Source organism: Dictyoglomus sp. LHC4 (assembly GCF_055181355.1).
In genome coordinates this window covers 1560064-1575323 of sequence record NZ_CM143707.1, presented here as the reverse complement: position 1 = coordinate 1575323, position 15260 = coordinate 1560064, and the positions used below count along the sequence as shown (strand labels likewise).

Below are 15260 nucleotides of genomic sequence, written 5' to 3'. Positions count from 1 at the left end.
TTTGCTACCCCTTTACTCAAAATATTTTTTTAATTGTGGGCTTTTAAGTATATATAAGAAAATTGGAAGTCCTATTACATAAGTAGCAATAGCTTCACCAATTCCTATATAAATAACATTTAGAAAATATGGAAGGTGAAAGAATAAATGTAAATAAAGGCTAACCCCAAAAGCATTTACTAAAATTGGTGGTAAAGGAGCAAGATATATATTGGGCATCTTTCTTGTTAAATATGCAGCTATTAAAGTGCACAAACTACCAAAGATCATATCTATCCAACCAACAGGGCTAAAGATATTAGCAATAAAACATCCTAAAAATAGCCCTGGAATTGCAAAATAATCTAAAAAAGGAAATAAAGTTAAGAATTCAGAAATTCTAACTTGAATAGGTCCATAGCTAATAGGAGACAACACTATTGTTATAACACTGTAAATGACTGCATAAAAAGCAATTCTTGAAATTTTTTTTGTGTTCATAGAAACACCCTTTTCCTTATAGGTTTAAATCGTTAGATACAGCTTTCATTGCTTCTAAGCCTAAGGATATAAATTCTTCTAAGGATAATCCTATTTCTTCACATGATTTTATTTGTTCTCTATTTACTCCTCTGGCAAAACTTTTCTCTTTAAATCTATTTAGAATAAAGTTTGTATCTAATGGTGCAAGTTTTTTTTCAGGATGTATAAGGGCTGCAGCCACAATTAGACCTGTTAGGGGATCCACAGCATATAGTGATTTGGCTAAAAGGGTTTCTCTTGGTAAGCCATGTATTTCATTGTGAGCTTTGATAGCATCAATTATATCTGAAGGAAGAGATACATCTTTTAAAATTTCTTCTGCTAAGAGACTATGTTTTTCAGGTTCTTTTTCTGTTACTTCATAATCAATATCATGTAAAAGTCCTGTAATTCCCCATTTCTCTTCATCTTCTCCAAATTTTCTTGCTAAAGCTCTCATTATAGCTTCTGTTGCTATCATATGCTTTATTAGATTGTTATTTTTCACATATATTGTTAGTTTATTAAAAGCTTCTTCTCTTGATATCATCTATGAACCTCCCTTAAAAGATGTTAATATAAAGGACCCAAACTTCAGTATTTGTTGGTAATTTATCTTTTGAAATTTCTATCTCTTTTTCATCAAATTTTTTAATTGGATATTTTACCTTATTTAAGAATTCGTCAACTTTAGCAAGATCAAATTTAAGATGTGGGGTCTTATAATGCATTGGTATTGCAATTTTAGGCTTTATTATTTCTATGGTCTTTATAGCCTTATCAGCATCAATAGTATAGATCCCACCTACTGGTATACAGAGTATATCCACATCTCCAATTCTTTCTTTATGCTCATCCGTTAAAGGATGTCCCAAATCACCTAAATGAAGTATCTTAATTCCATCTGTTTCTATTAGATAAATAGTGTTAATACCTCTTTTTTGTCCTTTTTTCTCATCATGATATGTATTAAAGCCTTTTATCTTAACATTATGGATAGTAGTTTCTCCTTCTCCTTCTACAACAATAGGAGTCCCTTTTAATAGATGTACTGCATTGTGGTCAAAGTGAGAATGACTTACTGTTACAATATCTACTTCTTCTTTAGGAATCTCATAGCCTACAGAGGTATCAAAAGGATCGGTAAGGATTTTCTTTCCTTCTGAATTTGTGAATACAAAACACGAATGTCCATACCATCTTATCTTCATAAGTTTCACCCCCTACATTTTTTCTGGAGCTGAAACTCCTAATATATTTAAAGCATCTTTTATTATTATTCTGATACAATCAATTAAGGCTAATCTTGCTAAGGTAAGATTTTTATCTTCCACTAATACCTTATAGGAATCATAATAACCATGAAAGAGAGAGCTTAAATTAAGGAGGTAAAATGGTAACTGATGAATTTCCAATGTTCTTGTTATATCTTCTAATTTTTCCGGATATCTCAAAAGGGTAAGTATAAGCTCTTTCTCTTTTTCTTCCTTTAACAATGAGAGATCTGCATTATCAAGGTCTGATAGGTTATAACCTTGAAATTCAGCATTTTTCAAAATACTACAACATCTTGCATGGGCATATTGAACATAATATACTGGATTTTCTAAGGATTGTTTCTTAGCAAGTTCCAAATCAAAATCCAATTGACTTTCAGGACTTCTTAAAAGGAAGAAAAATCTTATAGGATCTCTTCCAACTTCCTCTTGTACTTCGTCAAGAGTTACAAAATCACCTGTTCTTTTTGACATTTTTATTTCTTCATTACCTTTCATGAGTTTAACTACTTGTACTAAAATTATCTCTAAGATATCTTTTGAATAGCCTAAGGCTTGTATAGCTCCTTTTAGCCTTGTTACGTGGCCGTGATGATCTGACCCCCAAACATCTATTATCCAATCAAAGTCTCGTTCAATCTTATTTAAGTGATAGGCTATGTCTGCAAGAAAGTAAGTAGGTTTTCCATCACTTTTTACTAAAACTCTATCTTTCTCATCTCCAAATTTTGTAGATGCAAACCATATAGCCCCATCTTTTTTATAATAAGAAAAACCTCTTTTTTCAAGAATATCAAGCACCTCTTTAATTTTTCCGTTTTCATGAAGAGTCTTTTCACTAAACCATACATCATATTCAACCCCAAAATTTAACAGGGTATTCTTTATATTCTCTAACATTTTTTTTAGTGCATAATTTTTAAAGAATTCTTTCTTTTCATTATCAGATAGTTTTTCAATTTCTTCCTTTTTATTGAGAAGTTCTTTTGCTAAGTCAATAAGATATATTCCATGATATCCTTCTTCTGGTAACTCATAATCCTTGCCTTGAAGTTGCATATATCGGGCATATAAAGATTCTCCTAAAAGATCAATTTGTGTACCTGCATCGTTTATATAAAATTCTTTTTCTGTATTCCAGCCTATTCTTCTAAATAGATTGGCTAATGAATCGCCTATAGTAACCCCTCTTGCATGAGCAATATGCATAGGTCCTGTAGGATTTATGCTACCAAATTCCAACTGTATTTTTTTCTTTTTAGGGGGTATTTTTACTAACTTATCTATGTTTTTTCTTATATCTTTAATAGTTTCCCATAAAGCCTTCTCATTTAGGAAAAAGTTTATAAAGCCAGGTCCTGCAACTTCAACTTTTTCAATAAAAGGAGAACTATCTAAAAATGTAACTAATTTTTCTGCTATTAATCTTGGGGGTTTTTTATTTTTTTGAGCTATTTGAAGGGCTACAGCTGTTGCATAGTCTCCATATTCTTTCTGTTTTGGGACCTCTATAATGATTTCAATTCCGTCAGTACTTATATTCTCAATCTCTTCATATTTTTTTATAGCTTTTTCTACTAAATTTTGTATATGTTTTCTCATGCTTTTTACTCCCTATGATTTATTTTGTAAAACTATTTTAATAATATAACCTATAACTTCTTAGGATGCAACTTTTAGTGAAAATTGAACTTTTATCTATACTGATTTAAAATTTATTTATGATGGAGGAAATGTATAAGGGAATAAAAGAAAAGATTGAGAATCTTCCAGATTCACCTGGGGTATATCTTTTTAATGATTATAATGGAAAAGTAATTTATGTGGGCAAGGCAAAAAATCTAAGAAAGAGGGTAATGTCCTATTTAACTGACGATTCCCCAAAAGCGAAATATATATTAAGAAAATCTAAGGATATTAACTACTATGTTACTGATTCAGAAACTGAAGCTTTAATTCTTGAATCCGTTTTGATTAAAAAATATAAACCTATAATGAATGTACAGCTAAGGGATGATAAGCAGTATCCATTGTTAAAACTTACCTTAAATGAGGAATATCCAAGACTGATTAAAGCAAGAAAATTTGAAGATGATGGAGCTAAATATTTTGGCCCATATCCTCAAAGTAGTACTGTAAGAGAAACAATATCTCTCGTTAAGAAAATATTTAATCTGAGATCTTGTAGTTGGAATTTACCAAAAAGCAAGCCTAAAAGACCTTGTCTTAATTATTACATAGGTAACTGTAAGGCTCCATGTCAAGGATATGTGAGTAAGGAAGAGTATTGGGATATGGTAAAAGATGTGCTTTCTTTTTTGGAAGGTAAATATGAAAAGATAATTGAAAAATTGTTTGTAGAGATGAAAAATTATTCAGATAATTTAGAGTTTGAGAAAGCAGCAAAAATGAGAGATAAGATAAAGACTCTTCAAAATTTGGGTGAAAGACAAAAGATTATTTCTTTTAATAATGAAAACAAAGATCTTATTCAATTATATATTGAGGATCATAAGGCCAAAATTTTAGTATATCTTGTAAGAGAAGGTAAATTAATAGAGAAAAGAATATTTGTCTTAAATCTTTCTTATGATTTTGTTAAAGATGAAATAATTAGAGCTTTTATTCTTCAGTATTATCTTAATAGGGAGATTCCTGATATTATTATAATTCCTCAAGAAATATCTTACGAAGATTTTGATATTATTAAGTATCTTTCTGAGAAGAAAGGAGCATCTGTTAATTTAAGGCTACCTGTAAATGAAGATGAAAGTAAACTTTTAGAAATGGCTTTAAAGGATTTAAGTATTGAAAGCTTAAAATCAGAGAAAGTGTGGGGAGCCCTTGTAGAATTACAAAAATTGTTTGGGCTTGATGATATACCATTGTCCATAGAAGGTTTTGATATTTCAAATCTTCAAGGTAAGGAGGCTGTAGGATCTAAGGTTTTCTTTTTTAAAGGTTTTCCTGATAAGGGTAGATATAGGCGATATAAGATAAAGTACGTAGAAGAATTCCCAAATGATTTCTTAATGCTTCAAGAGGTATTAAGAAGAAGATTAAAAAGGATAGATGAAGATCCTTTGGCAGATATTATACTTATTGATGGGGGAAAAGGACAATTAAGCTCTGCTATGGAAGTACTTAATGAGATAGGTATAAAGACTAAATTAATTATAGCTCTTGCTAAGGAAAATGAAGAGATTTTTCTTCCAGATAGATCAAAACCAATTGTTCTTCCAAAGGATTCCTATGCTCTTCATTTATTACAACATGTAAGAGACGAGGCTCATAGGTTTGCAATCTCTTATCATAGAAAGCTTCATAGAAAAAAGATATTAGAGCCTTCCTTAATGAAGATTTCAGGGGTTGGCCAGAAGAGGTGGAAAATACTTATGGAACATTTTTCTTCTATAGAAGACATAAAAAAGGCTTCTTTAGAAGAACTAAAAAACATACCAGGAATTCCTGAAAAGGTTGCTGAAAAGATATATATGTATTTTAATGGGTAACTTTAAAGTATTTTTAATACTTTAACTTTTGACAATTTTTTATAAAAGGAGTATACATTTTAAAAAATATATTCCTTTTCCTTAAAGGAGGTTGTGAAATATGGAAATATTTACAGGAACAGATAAAGTAAAAAGAGGTCTTGCTCAGATGTTAAAAGGTGGAGTTATCATGGATGTTACTAATGCTGAGCAAGCTGAAATAGCAGAAGAAGCTGGGGCTGTTGCTGTGATGGCTTTGGAGAGGGTACCTGCTGATATTAGAGCCCAGGGTGGAGTAGCGAGAATGGCTGATCCAAAGAAGATAAAAGAGATAATGTCTGCTGTTAGTATACCTGTTATGGCTAAGGTAAGGATTGGGCATTTTGTAGAAGCCCAGATTCTTGAAGCCTTAGGTGTAGATTTTATTGATGAGAGTGAAGTTTTGACACCTGCCGATGAAAAATATCATATAAATAAGCATGCTTTTAAAGTTCCTTTTGTTTGTGGTGCTAGAGATTTGGGAGAGGCTTTAAGAAGAATTGCAGAAGGTGCAGCTATGATACGTACTAAGGGTGAGGCTGGAACAGGAAATGTGGTAGAAGCAGTAAGACATATGAGACAAATTATGGATGAAATAAGATCTTTAGTGTTACTACCTGATGATGAATTGGTAACAAAAGCTAAAGAGTTAGGTGCTCCTTTAGAGGTGTTAATGGAAACAAAAAGGCTTGGTAAGCTCCCAGTTGTAAATTTTGCTGCTGGAGGAATAGCTACACCTGCTGATGCAGCTTTAATGATGCATCTCGGTGCAGATGGTGTATTTGTTGGATCTGGAATCTTCAAGTCTAAGGATCCAAGAAAAAGAGCAAGGGCGATTGTTCTTGCAGTAACCTACTATGATGATCCTTATGTTTTAGCTGAAATTTCTGAGGATTTAGGTGAACCTATGCCTGGTATTGACATAAGGAAGTTGAATGAAACCGAATTACTACAGACAAGAGGTTGGTAAAATGAGAATAGGTATACTTTCTATTCAAGGTTCCATAATTGAACATAAAAATATGCTTAAAAAATTGGATGTAGATACTATTCTTATAAAGAAGTCGGAGGATTTGGATAAGATTGATGGAATCATTATACCTGGTGGAGAAAGTACTACCTTTTTAACTGTTCTTGAAAATACAGGATTATTTAAAAAACTTCAAGATGCAATAAAGGCTGGCCTTCCTGCAATGGGAACTTGTGCAGGTTTAATTCTTCTTGCAAAAAGAATAGAAAATCATCCTCATCAGAAAAGTTTGGGAGTTTTAGATATTACAGTTTCAAGAAATGCATACGGTAGGCAAAGAGAAAGCTTTTCCACCTATTTAGATATTCCAGCTATAGGAGATAAACCTTTTGAGGCTGTTTTTATAAGGGCACCTCAGATATTAGATGTAGGAAAAGATGTCAAAGTACTTGGAGTATTTATGGAAAAGCCTGTTTTTGTAGAAGAAAAAAGTATTTTAGGATTGACCTTTCATCCAGAGCTAACGGATGACACAAGAATACACGAATATTTTTTACAGAGGTGTATTGGAAGGAATGAAATGTGATTTATGCCATAAAAATTTAGCTATATATCTTTTAGAGATAAAAGACGAGAAAGGAATAAGAGAATATTCCCTTTGTGGAGAATGCTTGCAAGAATATATTAAGAGGCTTTTTCAAAATGCCTTTCCTCAGGATAAGGAAGAAAAGAGATGTCCTAATTGTGGAAGAACCTGGAAGAAGATAGAGAAAACAGGTATGGTGGGTTGCTATTATTGTTATTCTGTTTTTAAGGATGAATTAGGAGAAATAATAAAGAGTTACCATGGAAACAAAGAACATAAGGGAAAAATTCCTAAAAATACTTCTAAAAAAGAAGATATACTTAAATATAAAATAGAATTGTCGAAGGCAGTAGAAGAAGAGAATTATGAAAAAGCAGCAAAGTTAAGAGATTTCTTGAATAAATTGAACGAGAGGAGTGGATGAGAGAATTCTATTATAAGTATCTTAAGTGGCTTGGAGAAGACAATTTACATAAAGATATAATATTGAGTACTCGGATAAGATTAGCGAGGAATGTTAGAGAATTTCCATTCCCAAATCAAGCTTCCGAACCGCAAAGAAAAAGGTTTATAAATAAGGTTGAATGGGTATTTGAAAATGACACTAAATTTAATAAAGATTACGATTTTTTGAGATTGGAGAAATTATCTAAATTAGTATCTGAAGTTTTAATAGAAAAACACTTAATAAGTGAAGATCAGTTTAATAATCTATCTGGTACAGGTCTTATTGTAAGAAAAGATGGTAAATTGAGTATTAGATTAAATGAAGAAGATCATTTCAGAATTCAAGTTTTAAGTGGTGGATTAGAAATTGATGAGAGTTGGAAAATGCTTCAATCTTTGGAAAATCATATTTCCGAATATTTTGATTTTGCCTTTGATAATAGTATGGGTTATCTTACCTCTTGTATAACTAATTTAGGATGTGGCCTAAGAATATCTTTTTTGGTACATCTACCGGGTCTAACTTTTACTGGGAAAATTAAAAATCTTTTTAGGAGGTTGAGATCTTCTAAGGTTTTGATTAGGGGTTTTTATGGTGAGAATACTAAGGCTATAGCTGGTTTTTATCAAATTGCAAGTAAATCCTCTCTGGGTTGTAGCGAAGAAGAATTAATACAAAAAATGGAGGAAATAGCTTTAAAAATCGTCAATGAAGAAATAAAGGCTCGAGAATTACTTTTTGAGGAAAGGAGAAGATGGGTAGAAGATATTCTTGGAAGAGCATGGGGTATTATAAATTATGCTAAATATTTAGAAAGTTTGGAGGTTATCTCTTTACTTTCTAATATTAGATTTGGTACTTTTTATAAAATAATAAATTTACCAATCAAATTATTAGATTTGTTATTGATATTAACGTTGCCTGCTCATTTACAAGTTAAATTAGGTAGGGAAATGGATCCTGAAGAAAGGGATAGGGTGAGGGCAGATTTATTGCATGATGTTTTCAAAAATTATAAAATAGATTAGGGAGGTGTCATGTTAAGGAGGTGTATAGAAAATGATGGATAAGTTGACGCAAAGAGCTTACAGAGTACTACTCTTAGCACAGGAGGAGGCAAGAAGGCTTAATTATTCTACTGTTGGTACAGAACATATTCTCCTGGGGTTACTCCGTGAGGATGGAGGCATAGCTGCTCAAGTTTTGATAAACTTGGGTCTTGATCTTAATTACCTCAGGAGTGAGATAGAGAGACTAATAGGTCGTGGTGATGGTACCTCCTATGGAGCCCTTCCTTTTACTTCAAGAGCCAAGAAGGTCTTAGAGTATGCTTCTGAATCTGCGCAAGAATTGAATCATAATTATATTGGTACAGAGCATTTACTTCTTGGGTTGTTGAAGGAAGGAGAAGGTGTAGCAGCTCACGTGTTAGAGGGAATGGGAGTAAGGATAGAGGATGTTACAGTAGAAATACTTAAGTTATTAGGAGAACCAATTGATCCAGCAAAGATAAAGGGAAGACAAATTGCTTCCCAGAATACAAATAAGAAGAAGAGAGCTATAACAGCCACCTTGGATGAATTTGGTAGAGATTTAACTCAGCTTGCAAGACAGGGTAAACTTGATCCTGTTATTGGGAGAGAAAAGGAATTAGAAAGAATAATTCAAATATTGAGTAGAAGAACTAAGAATAACCCAGTACTTGTTGGAGAACCTGGAGTAGGGAAGACAGCTATCGTAGAAGGATTAGCCCAAAAAATTGTGGAAGGAGATGTACCAGAAACGTTGTTAAATAAAAGAATTGTAGCTATAGATATGGGTAGCATAGTAGCTGGTACAAAGTATAGAGGTGAGTTTGAGGAAAGAATGCAGAGGATAATAGAAGAAGTAAAGATGGCAAAGGATGTAGTTTTGTTTATAGATGAGATTCATACCTTAGTTGGAGCTGGAGCTGCTGAAGGAGCTGTAGATGCAGCTAATATTTTAAAACCTTCTTTAGCAAAAGGAGAAATTCAAGTTATTGGAGCAACAACTCCCCAAGAATATAGAAAATATATAGAAAAAGATGGAGCTTTAGAAAGGAGATTCCAACCTGTTATAGTTAATGAGCCAACTCCAGAAGAGACATTGGAAATTCTTAAGGGATTGAGAGAAAAATATGAAATTCATCATAGGGTTAAAATTTCTGATGAAACATTAGAAGAGGCTGTTAAACTTTCTGTAAGGTATATCACTGATAGATTTCTTCCTGACAAAGCTATAGATGTAATTGATGAGGCAGCTGCAAGAGTCAGACTGAAAAGGCAGAAATCTACCGCTCATAGTAATTTAGAATTGGAACTTGCAAGAATAAGAGAACAAAAAGAAATAGCTATCAGAAATCAAGCTTTTGAAAGGGCTGCTCAACTTAGAGATGAAGAAAGAAGAATTGAAGAATATCTTAAGAATTTCTTAGCTACTACATCTATTGAGAATGAAGGAGTAGTAACTCCAGAGGATGTAGCTCAAGTGGTGGCGAGCTGGACTAGTATACCTGTAGCACAACTTCTTATGGAAGAAAGAGAAAGATTACTCAGAATGGAAGAAGAACTTCATAAGAGAATTATTTCTCAAGATGAGGCTGTAAGTGTTGTGTCAAGAGCTATAAGAAGATCAAGGTCTGGTTTGAAAGATCCAAGAAGACCTATAGGTGCATTTATGTTCTTAGGTCCAACGGGTGTTGGAAAGACCGAACTTGCAAGAGCTTTAGCTGAATACCTTTTTGGAAATGAAAATGCTTTAATTAGATTAGATATGTCTGAATATATGGAGAAACATACTGTATCAAGACTTATTGGTGCTCCCCCTGGATATGTGGGATATGAGGAGGGTGGTCAGTTAACGGAAAAGGTTCATAGAAGACCTTATTCTGTCATCCTATTTGATGAAATAGAAAAAGCCCATAGTGATGTTTTTAATATATTGTTACAAATAATGGATGAAGGACAGCTTACAGATGGACATGGAAGAAGAGTTAATTTTAGAAATACCATATTAATAATGACATCTAACTTTGGCGCTGAATACTTCAAACAAGAAGCTACAATAGGGTTTGCATCAAAAGAGGACCGAGAAAAATCCTTTGATAAGATAAAGGAAACTATACTTTCGGAAATGAAGAAATATTTCAGACCTGAATTCTTGAATAGATTAGACGAGATTGTCTTCTTTAGACCATTAACAAAGGAAGATCTTAGAAAAATATTAGATCTTCTTTTGAAACCAGTTAGAGAAAGATTGAGAGAAAAGAAATTAGATATAGAACTTTCTGATGATTTAAAAGAATTCCTATTAGAAAAAGGGTGTGATCCTCAATATGGTGCAAGACCATTAAAGAGAACTATTCAATATTATATTGAAGATCCACTTGCTGAGTTTATTCTTCAGGGTGATTTTAATGAAGGAGATATTATAAAGGCAGAACTTAGTAAAGATGGCAATATTGTTTTCAGAAAAGTCACTTTAGCAAAGGAGCCTTCTAAATAAAAATGTAAATGACGAAAATAAAAACTAAATTTGTATGTCAAGTATGTGGATACGAAAGTATAAGATGGTTTGGCAGATGTCCTAACTGTCAAAGTTGGAATTCCTTTATAGAAATTTCTGAAAAAGAAAGTAAAACATTAAAAGGCGAAGAAAATTTAAAAGTTGTAAGATTAGATTCTATATCACAGTTAGAAGAGAAAAGAATACAAAGTGGGTTAAGAGGATTTGATTTTATATTGGGAGGGGGGATTGTAGAGGGGGCTGTAATTTTATTAAGTGGAGAACCAGGGATAGGAAAATCTACTCTACTTTTACAAATTGCTGTTGCTATTCAGAGTAAAAATGCAAAGGTTTTATATTTATCGGCAGAAGAAACTTTTTCGCAAGTAGGAATTAGGCTTAAGAGAGTTTCAAAAAGTAGTTCAAATCTTCAAATAGATTTTGTATGTGAAAGGGATATTGAGGCGATTCTACCCTATTTAGAAAAATCTGATTATTCTTTGGTAATTGTGGATTCTATTCAAACTGTTTATTCCTCCGAGTTTCCTACATCTCCTGGAAATGTAGTTCAAGTAAGGGAATGTACTAATAAGATGGTAAATTTTGCAAAAAAAACAAAGATCCCTGTAATTTTAGTAGGCCATGTAACAAAGGAAGGAGATATAGCAGGTCCAAAATTATTAGAACATTTAGTAGATGTGGTCTTATATCTGGAAGGGGAAAGATATAGTGATTTTAGAGTACTTAGGGTTGTAAAAAATAGGTTTGGACCAACTAATGACTTTCTGCTTTATGAGATGAAGGATGAGGGTTTAATTGAAGTTGAAGATATTTCTCAAAGATTGCTTGAGAATAGGAATTTAGCTATATCAGGCTCAATAGTTATACCAATAATAGAAGGTACAAAACCTTTATTAGTTGAAGTACAAGCGTTGGTTAGTAAAACCAATACAACGTATCCAAGAAGGATAACATCAGGAATAGATTTAAATAAGGTAATACTTCTTTTAGCAGTTTTAGAGAAAAAACTTAGAATTAATTTTTCTGATAAAGATGTTTTTCTCAATGTGGTAGGAGGCTTAAAAATTGAAGAGCCTGCAATAGACTTAGGGATAGTGTTGGCCATACTTTCTGCTCTGAAGGATAAACCTCTTCCCCACGATTTGATAGCAATAGGTGAGATAGGATTAGGAGGAGAAGTAAGAAGTACACCACATTTAGAAAAGAGAATTTTGGAAGCAAAGAAATTTGGTTTTATAAAAGCAATAATTCCTTCTAAAAGTAAAATTATAGATCAGGAAGATTTTTATTTTATTCCTGTTTCTAATATTTTAGAAATAGAGAAGGTGTGGGCTTAAAATGGCAGATCCAAAAAAATTTGTTGTACAAGCATTGAAGTTTGTGGCTCCAGGTACACCCTTAAGGGAAAGCTTAGAGCAGATTGTAAAAGCAAAGACCGGAGCATTAATAGTAATAGGAGAGGCAGAGAAACTTAAACCAATTATGAATGGTGGATTTCCATTAGACATAGAATTTACCCCCAATAGGCTTTATGAGCTTTCAAAGATGGATGGAGCAATAATACTGAGTAAAGAAGCGAAGAAAATTCTTTATGCAAATGTGATATTGTTGCCTGATCCCAATATTCCTTCTTCTGAAACAGGAGCAAGACATGCTACAGCAGAAAGAGTGGCAAGGCAGATAGGATGTTTAGTTATTAGTGTCTCTCAAAGAAAGGATACGATTACCCTTTTTCAGGATAATTGGAAGTATGTTCTAAGAGATGTAGGAGAAATATTAACTAAAGCTTCTCAAGCACTTCAAACTATGGAAAGATACAGGAATATATATGATGATCTTTTGAATAAGTTAAATTCTTTAGAATTGGAAAATCAAGTCAATCTTTATGATGTGCTTATATTTTTGCATAGGGCATGTATGCTATTCACAATTCATAAGGAAGTGGAGAATTATCTTATAGAACTTGGCATAGAAGGAAGGTTAATTGAAATACAGTTAGAAGCTTTACTTGCAGGTGTTAAGGAAGAGACAATTTTAGTTATAAAAGATTACAAGAGGAAGCCTACTGAAGCAGATGAAATTTTGAAGGAGCTTTTAGATAATTTTAAGGGAAATTTTCAAGAGTTTGCTATAGTTGCAGGTGAGATATTGGGATATAAGAAAGAAGAAATAGAAATAAGTATATTAGTAACACCAAGAGGTTATAGAATTCTAAATCGAATAACATCTATTCCGTCTGCTATTATTGACAATATTGTGGAATATTTTGGTAGTTTGCCTAAAATTATAGAAAGTAGCTTTGAGGATCTTGATAATATAGAAGGGGTTGGGGAGGTGAGAGCTAAAAAAATAAGAGAGGCTTTAAGCAGGTTACAAAGAATTTCTTCAGTTTTTTAAAATTTTTTAGGGGATTTATTTAAATATTTTATTTTTTGGGGGACTGAGACTTTATGAAAAAACTTTGGAAATTATGGTTTATAATAGTTTCTTTGTTATTTGTAGGTCTTTTAGTTTTTTCATTCGTGTCTTTTTTGTATAACAAAGGCAATACTCTTTATATATTAAATTTTATTTTTGCCTTTTTAGTCTTTGCTATATATATTTATTTTATTTTCAGAATGAGGTTTTTTGATTTTAATAATTTCCCGTATGTAAAAATACTTGATACAAGTGTAATTATAGATGGAAGAATAGTAGATATATTGAAGACAAATTTTATAGAAGGGAAAATAATTATTCCCCGCTTTATTTTAAAGGAATTGCAACAACTCGCTGATTCTTCAGAATCTTTAAAGAAGAATAGGGGAAGATTTGGACTTGATAATCTAAATCAAATAAGAAAAGAATTGGGGGATCAAGTAGTAATTGTAGATATGGATTTTCCTAAAATTCAAAGTGTAGATTCTAAATTGGTAAAGTTAGCGAAACTTTTGAAGGGCAAAATAGTAACTAATGATTATGGATTAAATAAACTTGCTAAAATAGAAGGTATAACAGTGTTAAATATAAATGAATTATCAAATGCTGTAAAACCAATATATTTACCAGGAGAAGAGCTTACCCTAAATATTGTTAAAGAAGGAAAAGAGGCTGGACAAGGGGTTGCTTATTTAGAGGATGGAACTATGGTGGTAGTGGAAAATGGAAGAAAATATATAGGACAAATTGTAAAAGTTGTTGTCACAAGTGTCTTTCAAACTGCTGCAGGAAGACTTATCTTTGGTAGGGTAAGGGAGGATAAGGATCATTGGAAAAAATAGTAGGTATAATTGTGGCTGGAGGAAAGAGTGTAAGATTTGGGGATGATAAACTTCTTGTGGAAATTAAAGATAAGCCTCTGATTTACTATTCTTTGAAGACTTTTGATAAGGTCAAAAGAATATCAGAGTTAATATTAGTAGTTAGAGAGGATAAGGTGAATTTTTATCAGGAAAAGATTGAAGAATGGAATTTATCAAAAAAAATAAAGTTAGTAGTAGGGGGCAAAGAAAGACAACATTCTGTCTGTAATGGGATTAGGAGTATCGAGGAACCATGCGAATATGTAATAATACATGATGCAGCAAGACCATTTGTAAAGATAGAGAATATAGAGAAATTAATAGATTTTTGTATTGAAAGAAAAACTTCTGGTATTTTAGGTATTCCTTCAAAAGATACAGTAAAGTTAGTAGATGAAAAAGGAAGGGTAGAGGCTACCTTAGAAAGAAAAAAAATATGGCTTATTCAAACACCCCAAATGTTTCCATATAATTTATTATTAGAAGCTCATAATAAGGCTCTTCAAGATGGATTTTTAGGCACTGATGATGCTGTATTATTAGAAAGATTGGGTTATCCAGTATACATAGTGGAAGGAGATCCTTTTAACATAAAAATTACTACAAAGGAAGATTTAATATGGATAGATTACATTCCCAAAATATTAGAGTTGGTTTAGGTTATGATGTACATCCTTTTGAAGAAGGAAAAGATTTATATATAGGTGGGGTAAAGATTCCTTATCCAAAGGGATTAAAGGGACATTCTGATGGGGATGTACTTATTCATGCTATCTCGGATGCTCTTCTTGGTGCTTCTGGACTTTATGATATTGGATATTATTTCCCAAATTCGGATATAAATTATAAAGGCATATCAAGTATGGTCATACTGGAAAAAGTAAGAAGTCTTTTAGAGGAAAGAAAGATAAAAATTATTAATATTGATGGTATGATTATTGCAGAAGAGCCAAAGATTTTACCTTATAGAGAAGCTATTATTGAGAGAATATCTTTTACTTTAGGAATAGATAAATCAGCTGTAAATATAAAGGCTACTACTAACGAAGGATTGGGTTTTATTGGGAGAAAAGAGGGAATTGCAGCCTTTGCAGTAGTTCTAATTGCATATTGAATAAAAG

Annotated in this window: 14 protein-coding genes and 1 pseudogene; 11 read left to right on the top strand and 4 right to left on the bottom strand. The window is 32.2% G+C overall.

Features of this window, described 5'->3' with window-relative positions; translation table 11 throughout:
- Positions 1-12: 12 nt before the first annotated feature.
- The 4 genes from ACY3JO_RS08015 to argS are packed head-to-tail and all read right to left on the bottom strand — an operon-like array spanning position 13 to position 3380.
- Positions 13-480, bottom strand: a complete 468-nt coding sequence (locus ACY3JO_RS08015; protein WP_463084475.1) for a QueT transporter family protein — start codon at positions 478-480, stop codon at positions 13-15.
- Between the two features lie 16 nt (positions 481-496).
- Positions 497-1048 (bottom strand): HD domain-containing protein, encoded by a 552-nt coding sequence (locus ACY3JO_RS08010; protein WP_463085666.1) that lies wholly within the window; start codon positions 1046-1048, stop codon positions 497-499.
- A gap of 16 nt (positions 1049-1064) precedes the next feature.
- Complete coding sequence (locus ACY3JO_RS08005) at positions 1065-1712, bottom strand: MBL fold metallo-hydrolase (protein WP_463084474.1); 648 nt, start codon at positions 1710-1712, stop codon at positions 1065-1067.
- Positions 1713-1724: 12 nt separating this feature from the next.
- Positions 1725-3380, bottom strand: a complete 1656-nt coding sequence (gene argS, locus ACY3JO_RS08000) for an arginine--tRNA ligase (protein WP_463084473.1) — start codon at positions 3378-3380, stop codon at positions 1725-1727.
- A 131-nt stretch (positions 3381-3511) separates the two neighbouring features.
- Between argS and uvrC the strand changes: the two genes are divergently transcribed.
- The 11 genes and pseudogenes from uvrC to ispF all read left to right on the top strand — a co-directional run bounded on the left by uvrC (position 3512) and on the right by ispF (position 15253).
- Complete coding sequence (gene uvrC, locus ACY3JO_RS07995; protein ID WP_463084472.1) at positions 3512-5290, top strand: excinuclease ABC subunit UvrC; 1779 nt, start codon at positions 3512-3514, stop codon at positions 5288-5290.
- 100 nt (positions 5291-5390) lie between these two features.
- Positions 5391-6278, top strand: coding sequence for a pyridoxal 5'-phosphate synthase lyase subunit PdxS (gene pdxS, locus ACY3JO_RS07990; protein WP_463084471.1), 888 nt, complete (start codon positions 5391-5393; stop codon positions 6276-6278).
- 1 nt (position 6279) lies between these two features.
- Positions 6280-6864 carry a pyridoxal 5'-phosphate synthase glutaminase subunit PdxT gene (pdxT, locus tag ACY3JO_RS07985; RefSeq protein ID WP_463084470.1) on the top strand — a complete coding sequence of 195 codons (585 nt, stop codon included), beginning with the start codon at positions 6280-6282 and terminating at the stop codon, positions 6862-6864.
- Positions 6854-7288, top strand: coding sequence for a UvrB/UvrC motif-containing protein (locus ACY3JO_RS07980; protein WP_463084469.1), 435 nt, complete (start codon positions 6854-6856; stop codon positions 7286-7288). Before pdxT ends, ACY3JO_RS07980 begins: the two co-directional genes overlap by 11 nt.
- Positions 7285-8340 (top strand): ATP--guanido phosphotransferase, encoded by a 1056-nt coding sequence (locus tag ACY3JO_RS07975; RefSeq protein WP_463084468.1) that lies wholly within the window; start codon positions 7285-7287, stop codon positions 8338-8340. Before ACY3JO_RS07980 ends, ACY3JO_RS07975 begins: the two co-directional genes overlap by 4 nt.
- 31 nt (positions 8341-8371) lie before the next feature.
- Positions 8372-10837 (top strand): ATP-dependent Clp protease ATP-binding subunit, encoded by a 2466-nt coding sequence (locus ACY3JO_RS07970; RefSeq protein ID WP_463084467.1) that lies wholly within the window; start codon positions 8372-8374, stop codon positions 10835-10837.
- An 8-nt stretch (positions 10838-10845) separates the two neighbouring features.
- A complete protein-coding gene (radA, locus tag ACY3JO_RS07965; RefSeq protein ID WP_463084466.1) occupies positions 10846-12195 on the top strand; it encodes a DNA repair protein RadA in 1350 nt (449 codons plus the stop codon).
- Position 12196: 1 nt separating this feature from the next.
- Positions 12197-13255, top strand: a complete 1059-nt coding sequence (gene disA, locus ACY3JO_RS07960) for a DNA integrity scanning diadenylate cyclase DisA (RefSeq protein ID WP_463084465.1) — start codon at positions 12197-12199, stop codon at positions 13253-13255.
- Positions 13256-13512: 257 nt separating this feature from the next.
- Positions 13513-14118: pseudogene (locus tag ACY3JO_RS07955) on the top strand (TRAM domain-containing protein); the annotation flags it as partial.
- Positions 14106-14798, top strand: a complete 693-nt coding sequence (gene ispD, locus ACY3JO_RS07950; RefSeq protein WP_463084464.1) for a 2-C-methyl-D-erythritol 4-phosphate cytidylyltransferase — start codon at positions 14106-14108, stop codon at positions 14796-14798. The pseudogene ACY3JO_RS07955 and the gene ispD, both read left to right, overlap by 13 nt.
- Positions 14759-15253 carry a 2-C-methyl-D-erythritol 2,4-cyclodiphosphate synthase gene (ispF, locus tag ACY3JO_RS07945; protein WP_463084463.1) on the top strand — a complete coding sequence of 165 codons (495 nt, stop codon included), beginning with the start codon at positions 14759-14761 and terminating at the stop codon, positions 15251-15253. The genes ispD and ispF overlap by 40 nt, the downstream gene beginning before the upstream one ends.
- Positions 15254-15260 lie beyond the last annotated feature (7 nt).